The organism is Pectobacterium aroidearum (assembly GCF_041228105.1).
In the GTDB taxonomy this organism is placed as follows: domain Bacteria; phylum Pseudomonadota; class Gammaproteobacteria; order Enterobacterales; family Enterobacteriaceae; genus Pectobacterium; species Pectobacterium aroidearum.
In genome coordinates, this window is the sequence record NZ_CP166097.1 from 2,795,550 (window position 1) to 2,812,985 (window position 17,436).

Genomic DNA, 17,436 nt, shown 5'->3' on the forward strand with positions numbered 1-17,436 from the left:
TATTTCTTATTTTGTTTTTTCGTCGTCTTTTTGTCACCCTATTTGCTGCTTTTTTCATGATGGCATCATCACAGCAAATAAGGCGTATTGATAAGGCGTGTTTACCGGTGATTAATAGCCTTGCACAATGTCACGTAGTTCATCGCCATATAACTGACCGCGCCAGCCAGATAACATTTCCGGCGTTCCCGCATCTTGCCCATTTAATTTCCAGTGCCAGTTCAGCAGACGGTTAATTTGACGACGTGATGCCAATAACTCGGCGGATAATCCACTCTGTTCGCTTACGCGCTGTACCAGCGCTTTGATATCTTTAAACGCTTTTTTATAGCCGGGATAGTCGATCAAATTAATGACCGGTGGCGGGCAATCCGCGTCACTAATACCGTCCGTTTGTGCAACACAATCCAGCAGCGTTTTCCCGTGGTAGCGAATTTCCGGGCCGCTCAGCCCCAGTGAGCTCAGTTCACCCAGCGAAGTTGGCAAACAACGCGCCACCTGCAGCAGGTTCTCTTCACGTACGACAAAATTCACCGCACTGTCTCGCTCACGCGCTTTACGCAAGCGCCACTCAGCCAGACGCTGTAGGCAAGCCAGATGCCGGCCACGCAACTGCCAGGCATTGCCAAATTCGCGATAGGCGAGCGCCGGTGCCAAAATATCCTGTTTACGCTGACAAAGCAGGAGACATTCGTCCAACGCAGCGTTCATCCACCCTGCGGCTTCCGTATCCGCCACTAACTGCGCGGCCATTGGCAACAGGTAGAACACATCGGCGGCCGCGTAATCGCACTGTTTTTCGCTCAACGGGCGAGCAAGCCAGTCCGTTCTCGACTCGCTTTTATCCAGCGTCACGCCCATATAGTCCGCCACCAGCGCAGCGAAGCCATAGGAAAGCGGCTTACCTAAAAATGCGGCCAGAATCTGTGTGTCAATGAACGGCACCGGCAGTGTTCCAAACGCATTGAGAAACACTTCCAGATCTTCGCTGCCCGCATGCAGGAATTTGGTGACCTGCTCATCACGCAGTAACGCCTGAAAAGGAGCCCAGTCGGTAATCGTTAGCGGGTCAATAAGTGAAAGCTGTTCGCCGTCATACAATTGAATCAACCCTAATTGCGGGTAATACGTGCGGGTTCTGACGAACTCCGTGTCCAATGCCACCTGCGGAAAACGTCGCGCCTGGGCGCAAACCTGTTGTAACCCGATGTCGGAAGTGATCAACTGATAATTCAAAACGTCATTCTCTTGGTTGTTTTTACTTTACGGTTCTGGGTCAAATCCGTATCGCCGTAAAAAATTACGGCGGACATTTTTAACGTCGCAATCGACGGCCCATGGGGTGACGGGTGTAAGTTCGCCACAAAAAAGAACGCCGGATAAACCGGCGTGAAAACATCATATCGCGTCCTGCCTCTCTCTGGCAGTCGTTTTCATGGAAAATCGTCAGGCGGCAGCGTCTTTCTTCACCTTCTTATCGTCGCGCAATTCGCGGCGTAGGATTTTCCCCACGTTAGATTTCGGCAAATCATCGCAAAATTCGATCTCTTTCGGCACTTTATAACCGGTAAGATTTCGGCGACAGTGGGTAATGAGTTCCTCTTTCGTTAACGAGTTATCACGCCTGACCACAAAGGCTTTGACTGCTTCACCGGATACCTCATTCGCCACCCCAATCACCGCTGACTCGGACACTTTGGGATGACGGCTGATAACATCTTCAATTTCCGTCGGATAGACGTTAAAGCCGGAAACCAGAATCATATCTTTCTTGCGGTCGATGACACGCAGGAACCCTTCATCATCAGAGGTGACAATGTCACCCGTTGCCAGCCAGCCGTCTTTTAACACTTCATCCGTCGCGGCAGGCTGTTGCCAATACCCTAACATCACCTGTGGCCCGCGCACCCACAGCTCGCCAGACTCACCCGGCCCAGCGTCGTTGCCGTCATCGTCAATGATTTTGACGTCCGTTGATGACACCGGTAGCCCGATACTGCCGCTGTAATGTTTGAGATCGTAAGGGTTTACGGCCACCAGAGGTGAACTTTCCGTTAACCCATATCCTTCAAGCAGATGTTTACCCGTTAGTTTTTCCCAACGTTCTGCCACCGCTTGCTGCACCGATGCCCCACCGCCGACCGCTAAACGCAGCGTTGAGAAATCCAGCTCGTGGAATTCTTTGTTGTTAAGCAGCGCGTTAAATAACGTATTGACGCCAGTGATAGCCGTAAACGGGTATTGTTTCAGTTCCTTCACAACCGCCGGGATATCGCGGGGGTTAGTGATCAACAGATTCTTCCCGCCCAATTCAAGGAACAAAAGGCCGTTCACCGTGAGCGCGAAAATGTGATAGAGCGGCAACGCCGTGATCACCAGCTCATTCCCTTCCTGCAGAATAGCGCCGTATGCCCCTTTACACTGTTCAAGATTCGCCAGCATATTGCGGTGCGTCAGCATCGCGCCTTTAGCGACGCCCGTGGTGCCACCGGTATATTGCAGAAATGCCAGATCGGTATTGATAATATCGGGGCGAATATACTGCTGACGCCGTCCTTCCTGCAAAACACGACGGAACGATATCGCATCCGGCAGATGGTACTTAGGCACCAGCCGCTTAATGTATTTCACCACGAAATTGACCAGCGTCCCTTTCGCCGTGGAGAGCTGATCTCCCATACGGGTGAGGATGACGTGTTTCACCGCCGTGTTATGAACGACTTTTTCCAGCGTATGCGCGAAGTTAGACACGATGACTATCGTGCTGGCCCCGCTGTCTTTTAGCTGATGTTCCAGCTCACGCGGCGTATACAGTGGGTTAACGTTAACCACCACCAGACCCGCGCGCAACACGCCAAACAGCGCAACGGGATATTGCAGCAGGTTGGGCATCATCAACGCGACACGATCGCCCTTTTGCAATTTAAGCTGGTTTTGTAGATAGGCCGCAAACGCCCGACTCCGCTCTTCCAGCTTACGAAACGTCATCACTTCACCCATGTTGACGAAGGCAGGTCGGTCGGCATAACGCTTCACGCTAGTTTCGAACATTTCAATCAACGACGAATAGCGATCCGGATCGATTTCCGCCGGCACGTCCGCCGGATAGCGTGATAACCAAATTTTTTCCAAGACGTCACTCCCGAGATATTTTTTTAGTGGCATCGTCGTCGCCCTCAGAGGCTTATTGTTATTAACATTATTTTAACTCAGCCTACCAGTTAGCTAACAAACAATGTTAAGGTTGCGAGAGCGATCACTAATTTATTCTTTATTCAAAAAAAATCAGGCAACCTGCGTCGCCTGATCTCTTCACTCCGAACGAAATAATTTTAGAATCTACCCCATAGGGCGTTATTGGCGCAGTCAGTTTGGACACGGACAGCGCGGAAAAACCGGAGCGTACACATAGTACGTGAGGATTATTCGCTACGCTCACCCTGCGGGTCGCCCAAGTGGCGTTCAAACGCAATTGCGTTTGTTTGAGCACTGCCCAGGTTCAAAATGACAAGTAAAATAGCCCTATTCTTATTCTGTAACTATATTCTCAATCCGTGCCGGACCAGGCCAGCCGCCGTCGAATCCCCATCCAGGGCCCCAACCATAGCCGTAACCCGCACGCCATCCCCACGGACCATAACCATAGCCGCCGGGTGGCATCATCAGACGCTGCACAACATTCCAGCGTTTGTAGCCTTGCGCGTCGATCACGACGTAACGATAAGGCTTATCGCCGATAGCGCCCTGTTCGGTGCCGACAATCGGCCCGACAACGGTGACCAGTTGGTCTTTAAAATCAACAGGTTCCAGAAAACGATTCACATAGGCAATAAAACGCCCTTCTGACGGCATATCCAGCAGCGGTTTTGCACCGCTATCCAACGGCATGCTGGCAATCTCCAGGCGCGTTTTATTCGCTTCATTGCGGATGCTAACCACCCGCCCGCCAAAGCGTGACTCCTGACCGACATAAATCTGCGGCGCATTCATCACGCGTACCAGATCGTCCTGCGGTGTTGGCGACGTGCCTTTAATCGCATCCGGTATCGTGACACAGCCTGAAAGCAGCAGCGCTGCCGCCGCAACCAGACAGAGTCGTGCTTTTTTCTGATTCAGATGCAGATTTTTAATTCGCACACTTTTTATCTGTACATGCTTCATTGGTACAAACATGGCACAACCCCTCTTCGGATATCTGATAGTTAGACTGCTCAGCATCGAATAAGTTGCTGTTTATAGAAGTTATACGCCGAACCAAATAGGTAGTCTGTTTATTCGCGGCCGGGAAGTTTTTTCCAGGTCACTTCATTGCGCAGATAACGCGGTTGTGCATTCTCGACGCTGACTGCCTTTCCTGCCTGCCATAGCTGACAGGCCAGCGGCAGCATATCCTGCGCCTGCGGCAGCAGTACATCGCCTTTCGCTAACACCAGCGAGGAATGGCTTACCAGTTCAGGGTAGGTTTCCCACCCGGTTCCTACCGTGGCCCATTCGCCTGACAGCGCAGCCGTTAAGGCTTGCACCAGCTCAGGTTTCAATACAGCTTCCTCGGATTCGCCCAACCAGATACCGTCGGCATCGCGCTGATAGCGGCCCCAGTACACTTCGCCCATTCGCGCATCAATGGCCGCCAGCACTTGTGTCGCCTGCGTCAGGCGGAAAGCGCCCTGCGCCATCGTCGCCAGTGACGATACACCGAGCATCGGTAAATCCGCGCCCAGCGCCAGCCCTTGTGCAATACCGATACCAATCCGCACGCCGGTAAAACTTCCCGGTCCCTGACCAAAGGCCAGTGCATCAAGATCGTTGAGCGTCAGGCCGCTATCGGCCAGCACCTGCTGAACCATTGGCAGAATGCGTTGTGTGTGCTCACGGGGACAAATTTCGAACAGAGAATGAATTTCGCCTTCATTCCAGAGTGCGACGGAACAGGCTTCCGTTGCGGTATCAAGCGCTAGAATTCGCGTAGACATGCCAACCTCAGGCAGGATAAATAAATCTTAACAACCCGTATCATAGCATAAGCCCCTGCCGTGCCGCAGCCCTTCCCCCTATTGGCCAGGGCATACGACTATCGCCAGCGAGGAATTATGTGTTACGCGTCAGGAAATTAATTGCCTGCCGAATGTCGCGGGTCCGCGGCGTTGGCGGCAGGCTGTTGAGAAACACGGCGCCATACGGACGCATCACCAGTCGATTATCGCAAATCACAATCACACCGCGATCCTCAACGTCACGGATGAGACGACCCACGCCTTGTTTCAACGTAATCACCGCATCGGGAACCTGCACATCGTCAAAAGGCTCGCCGCCGCGCAGCCGACAGTCTTCGATACGCGCCTTCAGCAGCGGATCGTCCGGCGAGGTAAACGGCAGTTTATCGATAATGACGCAGGAGAGCGTATCACCACGCACATCCACACCTTCCCAGAAGCTGCTGGTCGCCACCAGTAAGGCATTACCCGCCGATACAAACTGTGACAGCAGCTGCGCCTTGCCGGTCTCTCCCTGTAGCAGCACCGGCAGCGTTAGCATGGCACGGAACTCGGCGGCCAAATCCCGCATCATCTGATGCGAGGTACACAGCATAAAGCAGCGACCCTGATTTGCTTCAATCAACGGTTGCAGCATCGCCGCCAGCCTTTTCGCCGCACCGGGGCGGTTGGTTTCCGGCAAATGACGGGGAACGCAGAGCAGCGCCTGATTGGCATAATCAAACGGACTGGGCAACAGGAGTGTGTTCGCGTTATCCAACCCCAGCCTATCGGTGAAGTGGAAGAGTTGATCGTTAACAGACAAGGTCGCGGAGGTAAATATCCAGGCGGCAGGCTTGTCCTTCATCAGTTCGCGAAAACGATCGGCGACAGACAGCGGCGTCAGTGCCAACACGAAATGGCGTGAATTGCATTCGTACCAGTAGCTATAGCCCGGCTGTTGTACTTCTTTCAGTCGCTTCAGTCGGTTGCGATAGAGCGTGGCGCGCTCAAAAGCGGCATCCAGCAGCGCAGATCGACCCAGCGACAGTTTCGCGACGTCGTAACACAACTCCAGCGCATCATCCAGTAGCAGCAACGCACGCTGAAGCGACGGCTGTTCGAGCACATCTCGCAGATTACCGCGAAACCCCGGATCGCCCAGCGCCAGCCGAAAATCCTGCGTACTTTGCGTCAGGCGATCGGCACTTTTTTGCAGTTGGGAGGCATCGCGCACTTCGGTGCGGTAAGCAATAATGATGTCTTTTGCCAGATCCAGCAGTTGGCGGCTCGAAAGCTGCTGACCGAAATATTGGCTGGCAATATCAGGAATCTGGTGGGCTTCATCGAAAATCACGACGTCACTTTCCGGGATCAGCTCCGCAAAGCCGGTCTCCTTTACCACCATATCCGCCAGATAAAGATGGTGGTTAACCACCACGATATCGGCATCCATCGCCTTGCGTCGCGCTTTCACCACGAAGCACTCTTTGTAGTGCGGACAATCGCTGCCCAGACAGTTATCGTTGGTGCTGGTCACTAACGGCCAGATCGCGCTGTCTTCCGCGACGCCTGAGCAGGTCGTAACATCGCCTTCCGTCGTTTCCGATGACCAGCCGCGCAGCCTGACCAATTCGCTCAGCGTTTCAGCGGGTAAATCACCGCCCCCCAGCGACTGCTGTTCGAGCCGTTCCAGACAGAGATAGTTCGAGCGGCCTTTCAGCAGCGCGAGTTTACCTTTGTACTTCAGCGCCTGCGCAATCGTCGGTAAATCGCGACTGTAGAGCTGATCCTGTAGCGCTTTTGAACCTGTCGAGATGATGACTTTTTTATCGGCGCGCAAGGCGGGCGCAAGGTAGGCATAGGTTTTACCGGTTCCGGTTCCCGCTTCCACCACCAGCGCCGCTTTATCGTCGATGGCCCGCATTACCGCCTGCGCCATCTGCCGCTGTGGTTCACGCGGTTTGAAACCCGTGATCGCTTTCGCCAGCGCGCCGTCATTCGCAAAATCATCGATTACCCGATCGTTCGTCACGCCTGCTCTCTTTCTCATAGGAAAACATTGTCTGTCGCCACTAACCGTTTCAGGTCACGGCAAAAATATCGCGCTGATTATGCCAAGAGTCACCCGGCGCTACCACCCTAAATCAGGAAAGCGTGTCGCTCCCCGCTGTGTTAGGCTTGGCGACTGGTTTTGCTTGATGTTTCTATTTTACTTATCCCCACAATGGAGAAAATTCATCTCATGGCGATCACACGTATTAATCCTGAAGCTCGCTGGTCAGACGCCGTCATCCACAACAACACGCTGTATTACACCAGCGTGCCGGAGAATCTGGATGACGGTGCACAGGCGCAAACGGAGAACGCGCTGGGCGCGCTGGATGCCATCCTACAACAGGCGGGAACGGATAAGAGCAAGCTGTTGGACGTGACGATTTTTCTCGCCGATGCAGATGATTTTGCCGCGATGAACGCCGCGTGGGATGCCTGGGTCGTGGCTGGCAGCGCGCCCGTACGCTGCACCGTACAGGCTAAATTGATGCATCCGAAATTTAAAGTCGAAATAAAAGCGATTGCGGCAATATAACCGTATATCCCTTTTTCATCTCCTAACGAAGAGGATGGACGTTACTGCTCGTCTTCCTCTTCACCATCATCAAAATAGTGTTCTTCGTCGCTGTCATTAACGGTGTCGTCATCTTCGTCAAACATCACCGCAACGTTGTCACCCTGATGTTCCTGACGGATCTCGGCCGCAACCTGTGCTATCGCCTGGCCGCTGCTCATGCCCTCAGACATCAGTTCCTGAATACGCTCTACGGCATCTTGCTGTTGTTTGTGCGTCAGCGCGGGCATACCTGCAATCATGGTGGTTTCCTGGTTGATAAATTCGCGCGTATCATCGCATGCCCGCTTCGGCATACACCAGCATTTCTGCTTTGTGGTACGCTGTGCTCAGTGAAATCGACACCCTAATAATAGACACAACACGAAGAACATGACTGCCGCCAATACGACCCACGTAACCAACATCAGCGATTCGGCCACCGCGATGGGCTCCACCGCTCTCTATCACACGCTGCCTTACTACCCAACTGTGCTGCTCGATCGCTTTGCGCCCTTTTCCCAACAGCCGTGGGCGATGTTGCTGCATTCTGGGTTTGCCGATCATCCGCACAATCGCTTCGATATTATGGTCGCGGATCCGCGAGTCACGCTGTGCACGCGGGGAAACAGGACTGAAATCACACGTGACAGCGTAACTAATGCCGTAGAGGGCGATCCATTTGTTCTGCTACAACAGCAGCTTGATACGCTGGCATTGCCCGCTGACGCACATCCTGATTTCCCTTTTCAGGGAGGCGCACTGGGTTTGTTCGGCTATGATTTGGGTCGTCAGATTGAAGCGCTGCCTACTCAGGCTGAACGGGACATCGACCTGCCGGATATGGCAGTCGGTTTATACGATTGGGCGCTGGTTGCCGACCACCACCGACAGACGTTAACGCTGATCGTGCATCATTCCCTTCAGGCGCGGCTCGACTGGCTAGCCAATCCACCCGTTAGAGATCTGCAAGACGATTTCAGCCTTACCGGCACTTGGCAGCCGAATATGTCACGCGATGCGTACGGCGAAAAATTCCGCAAAATACAGGACTACCTTCTGGCGGGAGACTGTTATCAGGTCAATCTGGCGCAGCGTTTTTCTGCGGCTTACCATGGCGATGAATGGCAGGCGTTTTTACGCCTGTCCGCAGGCAATAAAGCGCCCTTTTCGGCCTTCCTGCGTCTACCGGAAAATACCGTCATCAGCGTATCGCCAGAACGTTTTCTCTGGCTGGAAGATCAGCGCATTCAAACGCGCCCAATTAAAGGCACGCTGCCGCGCCTCGTAGACCCGGAAGCGGATAAACAGCAGGCAGCCCAGCTGGCTGCTTCAGAGAAAGACCGTTCAGAAAACCTGATGATTGTCGATCTTCTGCGTAACGACATCGGGCGCGTTGCGGTTCCGGGCAGTGTCCGCGTGCCGGAACTGTTTGTTGTCGAACCTTTTCCCGCCGTGCACCATCTGGTCAGTACGATCGAGGCACAGCTACCGGATGATTGCCCTGCAACCACGCTGCTACGCGCCTGTTTTCCCGGGGGTTCTATTACCGGTGCGCCCAAAATCCGCGCCATGCAGATCATTGAAGAGCTGGAGCCTCAACGCCGCAATGCTTACTGCGGTAGCATCGGCTATATCAGTCTGTGCGGCACGATGGACACCAATATCACCATCAGGACGTTATTAACCGAACGCGGCAGAATTTACTGCTGGGCGGGCGGTGGCATCGTTGCTGACAGTAAAGAACAGGCTGAATATCAGGAAACGTTTGATAAAGTGGGTCGTATTCTTCCCCTATTGGATGGCTCCCAGACAATTCAGGTACCGAATCAATGAGTGAGATCGTCTTGCCGCCAACGGCTTTTGCGCTGAACGACTTTATTACGCGCTTTCAGCTACAGCTTCCGCCATCGCTGCGGCCTGTGCACCAGCAGCGTCAGGCCGCAGTTCTGGTGCCAATTATTTGCCATCCTACGCCCACGCTGTTATTGACCCGACGTTCTGCAGACTTACGTAAACATGCAGGCCAAGTGGCGTTCCCCGGCGGGGCGGCAGACAAAACCGATCGTTCGCTCATCGAAACGGCGCTGCGTGAAGCACAGGAAGAAGTGGCTATCCCACCAGAAAACGTTCAGGTGTTGGGTGTATTACCGCCGCTGGACAGCGTCAGCGGTTTTCAGGTCACGCCGGTTGTCGGCCTCATCGCCGCACAGACCCGCTTCTATCCCAATGAAGACGAAGTCGCCGAGCTGTTTGAAATGCCGTTGGACGAGGCTTTCGCGCTAACACGCTATTATCCGCTGGATATCGAGCGCAAACAGCAGCGCCACCGGGTTTACCTCTCCTGGTATCAGCAACAGTTTGTCTGGGGGCTGACGGCTGCCATCATCCACCAGCTCGCCTTACAGATTTCCGACAGGCCCTAAACTTACAGCCGCATAGCGCGGCTTTTGGCTCACCACTTCTTTTCCCTCACTAAATATCCCTATTTTAAAAGCGGACTTCCTGCTCAAAAAGCATTCACTGAGATAGTTTACAATGACTTAGCGCACATTTGAGATAAGTTAAATTGTGTCGTACCATAAGTTTATTTCATGCGAAAAAGAAAGCCACACAACATATTCCACACTACAATAGCGCGATTTGACGAGTTTTATTCTAATCTTTGGGTAGATATCCACTAAAATTCAGGTCATGTCTCGCCAGAACCGAAAAAACCAGATAATTAGCAGCATAAACAGCTGATTGTGGTGAAGGAACCGGACGTAGACGATCGGAAAATAAAGGGTGGAGACAACCCTAAGTCTTTGAGGAGTTTCGCGTGATAAGCGTTTTCGACATGTTTAAGATCGGTATTGGCCCCTCTAGCTCTCATACGGTTGGACCGATGAAAGCCGGTAAGCAATTTGTCGATGAATTGATCAACCAGGATTTACTGACCGCGACAACGCGTATTGCCGTCGATGTGTATGGCTCGCTGTCGCTAACGGGTAAAGGTCACCACACAGATATCGCCATCATCATGGGTCTGGCGGGCAACATGCCAGATACGGTTGATATTGACGCCATCCCCGGCTTTATCCGCGATGTTGAGCAACGCGAACGCCTGCTACTGGCTAATGGACAACATGAAGTCGATTTCCCACGCGAAGGCGGCATGGTTTTCCGCAGTGAAAATCTGCCATTGCACGAAAACGGCATGACCATCACCGCCTTTGCCAGCAATAAAGAAGTTTATAGCAAAACCTATTACTCCATCGGCGGTGGTTTTATCGTCGATGAAGAGCATTTTGGCAAAGACACCGCCACTGACGTCTCCGTTCCTTACACATTCCATTCTGCCAAAGAGATGCTGGAGCATTGTAAACAGAGCGGCCTTTCGCTTTCTGGAATGGTGATGCGTAACGAACTGGCGCTACACAGCCGTCAGGAGATTGACGCGTACTTTGCCGATATCTGGCAGACGATGCGTGCTTGTATCGATCGCGGCATGAACACCGAAGGCGTGCTGCCGGGCCCGCTGCGCGTACCGCGTCGTGCCTCTGCGCTGCGTCGTATGCTGGTGTCTTCCGACAAGCTGTCCAACGACCCAATGAACGTGGTGGACTGGGTTAATATGTTCGCACTCGCGGTGAATGAAGAAAACGCCGCAGGCGGCCGCGTGGTTACCGCGCCAACAAATGGCGCGTGCGGCATCGTCCCCGCTGTTCTCGCCTATTACGACCACTTTATCGAACCGGTTAGCCCGACTATTTATATCCGCTATTTCCTCGCGGCAGGCGCGGTCGGCATTCTGTATAAAATGAACGCCTCCATCTCCGGTGCCGAAGTGGGCTGTCAGGGTGAAGTCGGCGTGGCCTGCTCGATGGCCGCCGCCGGGCTGGCAGAACTGATGGGCGCCAGCCCGGAACAAGTTTGCGTCGCTGCTGAGATCGGTATGGAACACAACCTGGGCTTAACCTGCGATCCGGTTGCTGGTCAGGTACAGGTTCCGTGCATCGAACGTAACGCGATTGCTTCCGTTAAGGCGATTAACGCCGCTCGCATGGCAACCCGACGCACCAGCGAACCCCGCGTCTCGCTGGATAAGGTTATTGAAACCATGTACGAAACGGGTAAAGACATGAACGCCAAATACCGCGAAACTTCACGAGGCGGGCTGGCGATCAAAGTACAGTGTGATTAAAAATGCAGTGTGATTAATCCGTTCTCGTCACGGCTTTTACCATAGTTCACAAAAAGCCCCGCCAAATTGGCGGAGCTTTTTGTGCTAACGAGACACAGCCAACGTATAAAGGTGAGTTCTCAATTCAGCAAAGGTGTCATTTTCTGCTTTCAGCATCTGCCCATTTTTACATAAAACGAGATCATTCAACGATCCCATCCCGCCATACAAATTAAGAATTCTATAAATCGCATCCTGTCGCTCCTCATCCATGTAAGCACGCAGTCGCAACAACATCTCCGACCAGTCATTCATGTCGCAATCTGCTAATAAAAATGCCATCTCATTCAGTGCGGCTTTTATTTCAATCGATTTTGTCATTTTAAAAGCTCGTTATACATGACTTCAACGCCCGTACTCCCGTACGCACGATATTCTGTATCTGCTTCGCTGTATTCTGCAATAGCAAGATGCTATCACTCACCGCCGCATAGGTGGTACTGGACGCATTTAGAGCTTACTTGAATATAAGCCCCTCACTCAGAATTCTTATCATCAAACTGATTACACATTAGCCAATTTTGTATTTCGAACAAATATCACTTGCTGCTAAATCACTATTAATTAATTGATTATATTCACTCTCTGTAATTTCCATTTTTTGTTCTTTAGCGCCCTGATTTCCTGACAAACAGAAAAAAATATACTGATCATCACTTATTTTCCTTACCCTCCACCAATTCTCGGTAGAGAATTCGCCATCTGCCAATGGTGCCTTCTCAGGATATGAAAATGGTTTCATTGTGTAGTATTTATCCATATCATTCATTTCACTTATCACCATTATATTTAATAAAATCAATCAACTGGGCGTTTGGCTTGTGTGAAAGATCCATTACAGCCTCAGAAATACCACCAGATGTCTTTCCTCCTGGCAACCAAAACTGATGCACGATGCCAACCGTTTCACCCGTAAATCACAGAGTTCACAGTAATTTTAACGCGACCCGCCAGTGCGGGAACACTGTCAGTGTCGCTCACTATAACCAACTAAGTGAGGTAGTTCATCATGGCTGAACGCGATTCTACGTCAGAGCCCCGCGCAACTGAAGTAAAAGAACCCCAGCGGCATTACACCGTCGGTTACGCCCCCAACGGCGGTAAAAAACCGCCCAGCCCACAGCCTAAGCTGTGCGGCAAGTGGCTGGAAGACCTAGATTTTAACACCGGACAGCCCGTTATCGTCACCGTTGAGCGCGGTAAACTGGTTATTGAGACTGAACTGCGCTTCTGACTGGCAGACAAAAAAATCCCGGCTTTTTTAGGGGCCGGGATCTCATTGTTGACTATTTATAAAACAAAGCATTTGAGTCTATTATTTCACATACTTCATTTGTTATTTCATCTATCCGTTGCTCACCGTAATACCCTCGATCAACCATCATTCTAAAATCATCCATGATATAATTATATAAATTTGGAAATCCATTACGTTGCTTACTTTCAAGTATTCTTAAAGATTTAAGGATCCCCTTACAAAGCGAGTCACGACCTTCTTTTTCAACAACATACTCAATGACCTTATTTAACAATGCTATAAGCCTTGATATATCCTGCATATCATTTTCCGTTAACATCTGTTCACCTTTTCTTTGTTACTTGGTCAGGAAACGCTTTTCTAAATTTCCGCTTCTGTCAAGTCGTTCGCCGTTTTGCCGGGATATTGTGCGGCCATAATCACGCGGGCGGCTGGTGATTGAGACTGAACTGCGCTTCTGACTGGCTGATGTAAAAATCCCGGCGCTAAGGCCGGGATAACTCACGATTTAAATTAGATCTTCACCATTTAGAAGCACAACAATCTTCCCTTCCCCTAATTCTCGCCTGAGTACATCTGCTATTTCAGAAGTATTCAAATCGGGAAAGGATTTGTTATTGACCGCAACTAAGAAATAGGACTTTGGTTCTTTTAGGCCAAACTCCTCAGCAATTAATAACTTAGTTTCCTGATTGTACTTTTCTATACGGTCATCAATCAGTTCAAGTTGTTGGCGGCTTAAAATTACATGCGGCTCAAACATAAGATATGGGCCATCAAAGAGATGACCAGTGTGTTTCCTCGTCATATCTAGCCTTTCCTTCAACTCACCAATATCTATTGATGTGTAACATGTTATGTCAATTGACATTTACGCACCTTACTTAATTTTTATTGGTTTTCCAGACTGGTCAATAACAATACCTTTATCTAGCCCTTTTATAGGCCAATCATGAAATTGTTTTTGCAAATCGCTAACATTTGCTTTCGTATCTGCCAAATTGATAACGACATTATTAGTTTGACCACTATTCACTTTCTCTAAAGCACGATCGTAAATATTACGAACTGAATTTGTCTTAGGAGCAATATTATCAAAAAGAGCGCGCTGACCGACTGCTTTTCCGCTTCCGTCAGGTCGTTCGCCGTCTTGCCGGGATATTGTGCGGCCATAATCGCACGGGCGGCCAGTTCACCGCTGGAGGCACCAATCGCCCCCGCTGCCGCATCCTGACCCGACAGTTGCGCCAGGTACGGCGACGCACCGCTGGCTATCGCTTTCTGGATATCCCCGCCCGCCAGGGCCTGAATCGCCGCCGTCGCTGCCTGTGCCGCACGCTGGAAGTCGCTCCCCGTGCCGTATTTCTGCATCTCGGCCTTGTAGGTCGGTGATTCCGTCAGCGCCTTTTTATAGACTTCCCATTCCTGCGCCGAATCGCCCTCTTGCGAACGTTTGACTTTGGCGTCGCCCTTGGCCTCCGCCGCTTTCTGCGCCTTCAGCTCGCCTTCCGTGCGCAAGATATCCATCACCTGCGCGCCGATTTCACCTATCAGCTGCGCCTGTTTCAGGCGTTTCTGCTCTTTCTCTTTGTTAAAGATCGGGCTGAGCGCGTTGTTCGCGTGCTCAACGTCACAGCTCAGCGTAGCTGATGTCCTGCATCAAGGGACACTGGATTTGGAACGAATACCCTACATCACAGTTGAACAAGGACAACTACTGATATACATTGTGGCTGAATGACAGACAAGAAAATCCCGGCTTTTTAGGAGCCGGGATTTTTTTAACCTTTTAACACTTCCTGTTTTTCTTTCTCTAGCCATTCTTGATGATGCTTAATGGCTACTTTATATTGTTCATCAGTGTAATATTCTGTAGGTGAGATATGATTTCCAACACCTTGTATTATATTTGGTGTTCCGGCATCCTCTCCCCAAAACAGCCAAAATTCATTCAGTTTCAGAAGACCATATACGCAGTCATCAGGCAATTCCTGCATCGTTAGGCATAGCGAAATATATCTCCATTTCCTGCGGGATAACTTGAGATCTATATTTTTTTCATTACATATAAATATTAAATAACCCTTCATTTCCTCAGTAATTTCAGAACAAAAAGCCACCTCAGATATTGCTGTTAATAAATCGCCTTGAACACCATCGTTTTTTGCAAGTTCATTGCATGCAAAATTACTAATATCAGAAGCGGACAACTTATCTGATGCGATCCCTTCAGCACCAAGCAGAATCATCCCCCAGTCAACCAACTTCATTTGGTTTGCCATTAAAAATACTTTTTCTATCATGGCTTTGATGGTACTCCATTAATTGTGCCGCCAGAAACAAACATTCTGTGGCTAACTCCACCTAATTTGGGATCCAGTATCCACTCAAATCACCCCGACACACCATTCAAACTGCCCTCTAACTGATAGAGGGTTGCGCCGTTACTCAATGGGGTTTTAACAGCAGAACCCGCATAATTATCTACAATGTCATTAAACCCATGAGACTTAGGAACTGAAGGAAACTCCTGAGTAGCCGTTGGTTTGATTCTATCCGGATAAATAGAGATCTCTTTTCCATCGATATCAGTAACAACCTTATTAGGCAGTTGGTCTATTTTATTTCCACTACCAGTGCCTTTTTCACCGGCCCCCACTCTTGGATTATCTAAAATATCATTCTTAATAATATTTCCACTAACTGATTCCGCTTTCCCTATATCAGCAGCACCCTGCACTTTCTTACCCGGCAACATAATGCTGGCCAATATACCACCTGTCGCTTCCAGCGCAGCCTGATTGCCGCCAGACGCCTGTTTGATCGTGTCGGCTACTGCTGACCAGGTTTCACTCTTCATCAGCGCTTTCACCGAGTCGGCTACTGCTTGGTTTTTACCTGCCAGATCGCTTAAAGCCTTATTACAATAACCATCTCCGACAGCACATGACGCCAGTGCCATCGCACCATCCGCAACATAATCTGTTCCACCTAATGCAGCATCACCAGTATCAGCGACAGCATTGATAATACTGTTCGCGATAGCCGATGTAGTGCCTTCACCCAGCTTGTCGCGGATCTGTTTCTTCCACCATTCCGCACTTTCTTTTACTAACTGACGGGCCTCATCTCCGGACAGCGAGTTATTCTCCACCGCATTGCGCCCCGACTGTGCGCCGCTGGCGGCGGTGGCCGTGCTGTTGCCAGCCAGACCCGATACCAGCCCGGCGGCCAGCATCGAGAGCGCGCTGACCGACTGCTTTTCCGCTTCCGTCAGGGCGTTCGCCGTCTTGCCGGGGTATTGTGCGGCCATAATCGCACGGGCGGCCAGTTCACCGCTGGAGGCACCAATCGCCCCCGCTGCCGCATCCTGACCCGACAGTTGCGCAACCACCGCCCCCACCACCGCGTGCGCCATCGCGTTGGCCGCGATATCCGACGCCGTGATTTTGCTCTCATCCTTCAGTAGCGTGACGTCTTTCACCTGTTGCACCAGGTACGGCGACGCACCGCTGGCTATCGCTTTCTGGATATCCCCGCCCGCCAGGGCTTGAATCGCTGCCGTCGCCGCCTGTGCCGCGCGCTGGAAGTCGCTCCCCGTACCGTATTTCTGCATCTCGGCCTTGTAGGTCGGTGATTCCGTCAGCGCCTTTTTATACTCCTCCCATTTCTGCGTCGGATCGCCCTCTTTCGGACGCTCGACGGTGGCATCGCCCCTGGCCTCTGCGGCTTTCTGTGCCTTCAGCTCGCCTTCCGTGCGCACGATATCCATCACCTGCGCGCCGGTTTCACCTATCAGTTGCGCCTGTTTCAGGCGTTTCTGCTCTTTCTCTTTGTTAAAGATCGGGCTGAGCGCGTTGTTCGCGTGCTCAACGTCACGGCTCAGCGTGGCGATATCCTGCACCTGCTTCGCCGTATCCCGCAGCAGCAGCGTGCCACTTATCCAAGAATCGGCTGAAAGTCGGGGGATCTGGGACGGATACTTGGTCGTTATCCCCGCCGAACAGGGACAACTGGTGATATGGCCAGCGGCTGAATGACAGAAAAAAGAATCCCAGCCTCTGAGGGCTGGGATTCTTTTACTTTAAGATATAGTCAAATTTCTCATCCCAATTAAATTGGATATCTTGTTGTTTCGTCTGTTCGAAGATTTGAACAATTTTATTAAAACACTCACCAAGACAACTCTTTGAATAATCAGAATTCACCCAGACTATTTTTACGGGCCTTTCTACATCATTACTTAACCGATCCCTGAGAGCATCTAAATTTCGCCCATAATAAGGACCAAAATCTAATAAGTCAGACATAGCATTATGGAAGTCAAGCTCGGTTTTTATACTTACCCCATCCAAAATTATTTCACTCATAC

General features: G+C 51.1%; 19 protein-coding genes and 1 pseudogene. 5 read left to right on the forward strand and 15 right to left on the reverse strand.

Translation table 11 applies throughout. From position 1 onward, the window contains the following. Nucleotides 1–111 precede the first annotated feature (111 nt). The 5 genes from rnd to AB8809_RS12885 form a co-directional block, all read right to left on the reverse strand. Entirely contained in the window at nt 112–1,236 is a 1,125-nt protein-coding gene (gene rnd, locus AB8809_RS12865) for a ribonuclease D (protein WP_180776862.1), read from the reverse strand. Nucleotides 1,237–1,446: 210 nt separating this feature from the next. After that, the gene (gene fadD / locus AB8809_RS12870) at nt 1,447–3,132 is read right to left on the reverse strand and encodes a long-chain-fatty-acid--CoA ligase FadD (protein ID WP_155116470.1); all 1,686 of its coding nucleotides are present in this window, start codon (nt 3,130–3,132) and stop codon (nt 1,447–1,449) included. A gap of 396 nt (nt 3,133–3,528) precedes the next feature. Beyond that, on the reverse strand, nt 3,529–4,173 hold the full coding sequence (locus AB8809_RS12875; RefSeq protein WP_225181018.1) for a Slp family lipoprotein: 645 nt from the start codon (nt 4,171–4,173) through the stop codon (nt 3,529–3,531). 98 nt (nt 4,174–4,271) lie between these two features. Then, nucleotides 4,272–4,973, reverse strand: a complete 702-nt coding sequence (gene tsaB / locus AB8809_RS12880) for a tRNA (adenosine(37)-N6)-threonylcarbamoyltransferase complex dimerization subunit type 1 TsaB (RefSeq protein WP_349856722.1) — start codon at nt 4,971–4,973, stop codon at nt 4,272–4,274. 115 nt (nt 4,974–5,088) lie between these two features. Then, nucleotides 5,089–7,026 carry an ATP-dependent DNA helicase gene (locus AB8809_RS12885; RefSeq protein ID WP_349856723.1) on the reverse strand — a complete coding sequence of 646 codons (1,938 nt, stop codon included), beginning with the start codon at nt 7,024–7,026 and terminating at the stop codon, nt 5,089–5,091. Nucleotides 7,027–7,218: 192 nt separating this feature from the next. Here AB8809_RS12885 and AB8809_RS12890 point away from each other — a divergent pair, with 192 nt between their 5' ends. Beyond that, on the forward strand, nt 7,219–7,563 hold the full coding sequence (locus tag AB8809_RS12890) for a RidA family protein (protein ID WP_015840168.1): 345 nt from the start codon (nt 7,219–7,221) through the stop codon (nt 7,561–7,563). Nucleotides 7,564–7,604: 41 nt separating this feature from the next. On the opposite strand, the gene AB8809_RS12895 is transcribed toward AB8809_RS12890, so the two are convergent. After that, entirely contained in the window at nt 7,605–7,844 is a 240-nt protein-coding gene (locus AB8809_RS12895; protein ID WP_015840167.1) for a YoaH family protein, read from the reverse strand. Nucleotides 7,845–7,974: 130 nt separating this feature from the next. On the opposite strand from AB8809_RS12895, the gene pabB reads away from it, so the two are divergent. The 3 genes from pabB (at nt 7,975) to sdaA (ending at nt 11,767) form a co-directional block, all read left to right on the forward strand. Then, a complete protein-coding gene (gene pabB / locus AB8809_RS12900; RefSeq protein ID WP_349856724.1) occupies nt 7,975–9,417 on the forward strand; it encodes an aminodeoxychorismate synthase component 1 in 1,443 nt (480 codons plus the stop codon). Beyond that, nucleotides 9,414–10,007, forward strand: a complete 594-nt coding sequence (locus AB8809_RS12905; RefSeq protein WP_349856725.1) for a CoA pyrophosphatase — start codon at nt 9,414–9,416, stop codon at nt 10,005–10,007. Before pabB ends, AB8809_RS12905 begins: the two co-directional genes overlap by 4 nt. Nucleotides 10,008–10,402: 395 nt before the next feature. Further along, complete coding sequence (sdaA, locus tag AB8809_RS12910) at nt 10,403–11,767, forward strand: L-serine ammonia-lyase (RefSeq protein WP_180776868.1); 1,365 nt, start codon at nt 10,403–10,405, stop codon at nt 11,765–11,767. An 84-nt stretch (nt 11,768–11,851) separates the two neighbouring features. Here sdaA and AB8809_RS12915 read toward each other — a convergent pair whose 3' ends face one another. Both AB8809_RS12915 and AB8809_RS12920 read right to left on the reverse strand, forming a co-directional pair. Continuing rightward, entirely contained in the window at nt 11,852–12,127 is a 276-nt protein-coding gene (locus AB8809_RS12915) for a hypothetical protein (protein ID WP_349856726.1), read from the reverse strand. A gap of 190 nt (nt 12,128–12,317) precedes the next feature. Beyond that, nucleotides 12,318–12,575: a hypothetical protein gene (locus tag AB8809_RS12920; RefSeq protein ID WP_349856727.1), complete on the reverse strand. Its 258-nt coding sequence runs from the start codon at nt 12,573–12,575 to the stop codon at nt 12,318–12,320. A 240-nt stretch (nt 12,576–12,815) separates the two neighbouring features. On the opposite strand from AB8809_RS12920, the gene AB8809_RS12925 reads away from it, so the two are divergent. Next, the gene (locus AB8809_RS12925) at nt 12,816–13,040 is read left to right on the forward strand and encodes a SymE family type I addiction module toxin (RefSeq protein ID WP_349856728.1); all 225 of its coding nucleotides are present in this window, start codon (nt 12,816–12,818) and stop codon (nt 13,038–13,040) included. A gap of 52 nt (nt 13,041–13,092) precedes the next feature. Here AB8809_RS12925 and AB8809_RS12930 read toward each other — a convergent pair whose 3' ends face one another. The 7 genes and pseudogenes from AB8809_RS12930 to AB8809_RS12960 form a co-directional block, all read right to left on the reverse strand. After that, on the reverse strand, nt 13,093–13,383 hold the full coding sequence (locus AB8809_RS12930) for a hypothetical protein (protein ID WP_039511310.1): 291 nt from the start codon (nt 13,381–13,383) through the stop codon (nt 13,093–13,095). A 189-nt stretch (nt 13,384–13,572) separates the two neighbouring features. Further along, complete coding sequence (locus tag AB8809_RS12935; protein ID WP_349856729.1) at nt 13,573–13,935, reverse strand: hypothetical protein; 363 nt, start codon at nt 13,933–13,935, stop codon at nt 13,573–13,575. Nucleotides 13,936–13,944: 9 nt separating this feature from the next. Beyond that, the gene (locus AB8809_RS12940; RefSeq protein ID WP_349856736.1) at nt 13,945–14,154 is read right to left on the reverse strand and encodes a hypothetical protein; all 210 of its coding nucleotides are present in this window, start codon (nt 14,152–14,154) and stop codon (nt 13,945–13,947) included. Continuing rightward, complete coding sequence (locus AB8809_RS12945; protein ID WP_349856730.1) at nt 14,106–14,594, reverse strand: hypothetical protein; 489 nt, start codon at nt 14,592–14,594, stop codon at nt 14,106–14,108. Before AB8809_RS12945 ends, AB8809_RS12940 begins: the two co-directional genes overlap by 49 nt. A 251-nt stretch (nt 14,595–14,845) precedes the next feature. After that, on the reverse strand, nt 14,846–15,367 hold the full coding sequence (locus AB8809_RS12950; protein WP_349856731.1) for a DUF2247 family protein: 522 nt from the start codon (nt 15,365–15,367) through the stop codon (nt 14,846–14,848). A gap of 89 nt (nt 15,368–15,456) precedes the next feature. Beyond that, nucleotides 15,457–17,001, reverse strand: a pseudogene (locus tag AB8809_RS12955) (VENN motif pre-toxin domain-containing protein); the annotation flags it as partial. Nucleotides 17,002–17,143: 142 nt separating this feature from the next. After that, complete coding sequence (locus tag AB8809_RS12960; protein ID WP_349856733.1) at nt 17,144–17,434, reverse strand: barstar family protein; 291 nt, start codon at nt 17,432–17,434, stop codon at nt 17,144–17,146. Nucleotides 17,435–17,436: the final 2 nt, after the last annotated feature.

Excerpts from the sequence above, each read along its gene's own strand:
- pabB (WP_349856724.1), top strand. The coding sequence starts at position 7,975 with ATGACTGCCGCCAATACGACCCACGTAACCAACATCAGCGATTCGGCC.
- AB8809_RS12885 (WP_349856723.1), bottom strand. The coding sequence starts at position 7,026 with ATGAGAAAGAGAGCAGGCGTGACGAACGATCGGGTAATCGATGATTTT.
- AB8809_RS12920 (WP_349856727.1), bottom strand. The coding sequence starts at position 12,575 with ATGAATGATATGGATAAATACTACACAATGAAACCATTTTCATATCCT.
- AB8809_RS12950 (WP_349856731.1), bottom strand. The coding sequence starts at position 15,367 with ATGATAGAAAAAGTATTTTTAATGGCAAACCAAATGAAGTTGGTTGAC.
- AB8809_RS12890 (WP_015840168.1), top strand. The coding sequence starts at position 7,219 with ATGGCGATCACACGTATTAATCCTGAAGCTCGCTGGTCAGACGCCGTC.
- AB8809_RS12875 (WP_225181018.1), bottom strand. The coding sequence starts at position 4,173 with ATGTTTGTACCAATGAAGCATGTACAGATAAAAAGTGTGCGAATTAAA.
- AB8809_RS12935 (WP_349856729.1), bottom strand. The coding sequence starts at position 13,935 with ATGTCAATTGACATAACATGTTACACATCAATAGATATTGGTGAGTTG.
- AB8809_RS12925 (WP_349856728.1), top strand. The coding sequence starts at position 12,816 with ATGGCTGAACGCGATTCTACGTCAGAGCCCCGCGCAACTGAAGTAAAA.
- AB8809_RS12930 (WP_039511310.1), bottom strand. The coding sequence starts at position 13,383 with ATGTTAACGGAAAATGATATGCAGGATATATCAAGGCTTATAGCATTG.
- AB8809_RS12895 (WP_015840167.1), bottom strand. The coding sequence starts at position 7,844 with ATGATTGCAGGTATGCCCGCGCTGACGCACAAACAACAGCAAGATGCC.
- AB8809_RS12905 (WP_349856725.1), top strand. The coding sequence starts at position 9,414 with ATGAGTGAGATCGTCTTGCCGCCAACGGCTTTTGCGCTGAACGACTTT.
- AB8809_RS12960 (WP_349856733.1), bottom strand. The coding sequence starts at position 17,434 with ATGAGTGAAATAATTTTGGATGGGGTAAGTATAAAAACCGAGCTTGAC.
- tsaB (WP_349856722.1), bottom strand. The coding sequence starts at position 4,973 with ATGTCTACGCGAATTCTAGCGCTTGATACCGCAACGGAAGCCTGTTCC.
- AB8809_RS12915 (WP_349856726.1), bottom strand. The coding sequence starts at position 12,127 with ATGACAAAATCGATTGAAATAAAAGCCGCACTGAATGAGATGGCATTT.